Source organism: Enterobacter sp. ZOR0014 (assembly GCF_000798855.1).
GTDB lineage: Bacteria > Pseudomonadota > Gammaproteobacteria > Enterobacterales > Enterobacteriaceae > Enterobacter > Enterobacter kobei.
This window is the reverse complement of record NZ_JTLF01000310.1, coordinates 1-382: the sequence shown is the minus strand read 5'-3', so window position 1 is coordinate 382 and position 382 is coordinate 1. Positions and strand designations below refer to the sequence as shown.

Below are 382 nucleotides of genomic sequence, written 5' to 3'. Positions count from 1 at the left end.
CGGAATGGCTGACCATTAATCATCCCCTGCACATATTCCGCCGAATCATTCGAAGATTCGCTTTCAGCCATCATTGCAGCACCGACACCAGGACTCCCTGCAACTATCGCTACAGCCGCCACCGCACCTCGCTGACCGTCAGAAACACCCGGCAGGGTACTGGTACGGTAGGCATCTGCACCAAAATACTCCCTGAATCTCTCATAGCGAAAAGACTCCAGTTGCCCTGATATTTTCTCCAACGGGCCATAAGGCGGCAATACCGGCGGCGGAGGGAGCTCACGCGTCCACGGTCTGCCGTTCATCACTTCAATTTCCTGCTTTGTACGCAGGTCTGCTAATTTCTCTGGCTCAACAAACCGGGAGCATACCTGCTGATTTT

The 382-nt window shown here is 53.7% G+C and carries 1 pseudogene; it reads right to left on the bottom strand.

The window, feature by feature from the left end:
* Positions 1–308: pseudogene (locus L977_RS17235) on the bottom strand (hypothetical protein); the annotation flags it as partial.
* Positions 309–382: the final 74 nt, after the last annotated feature.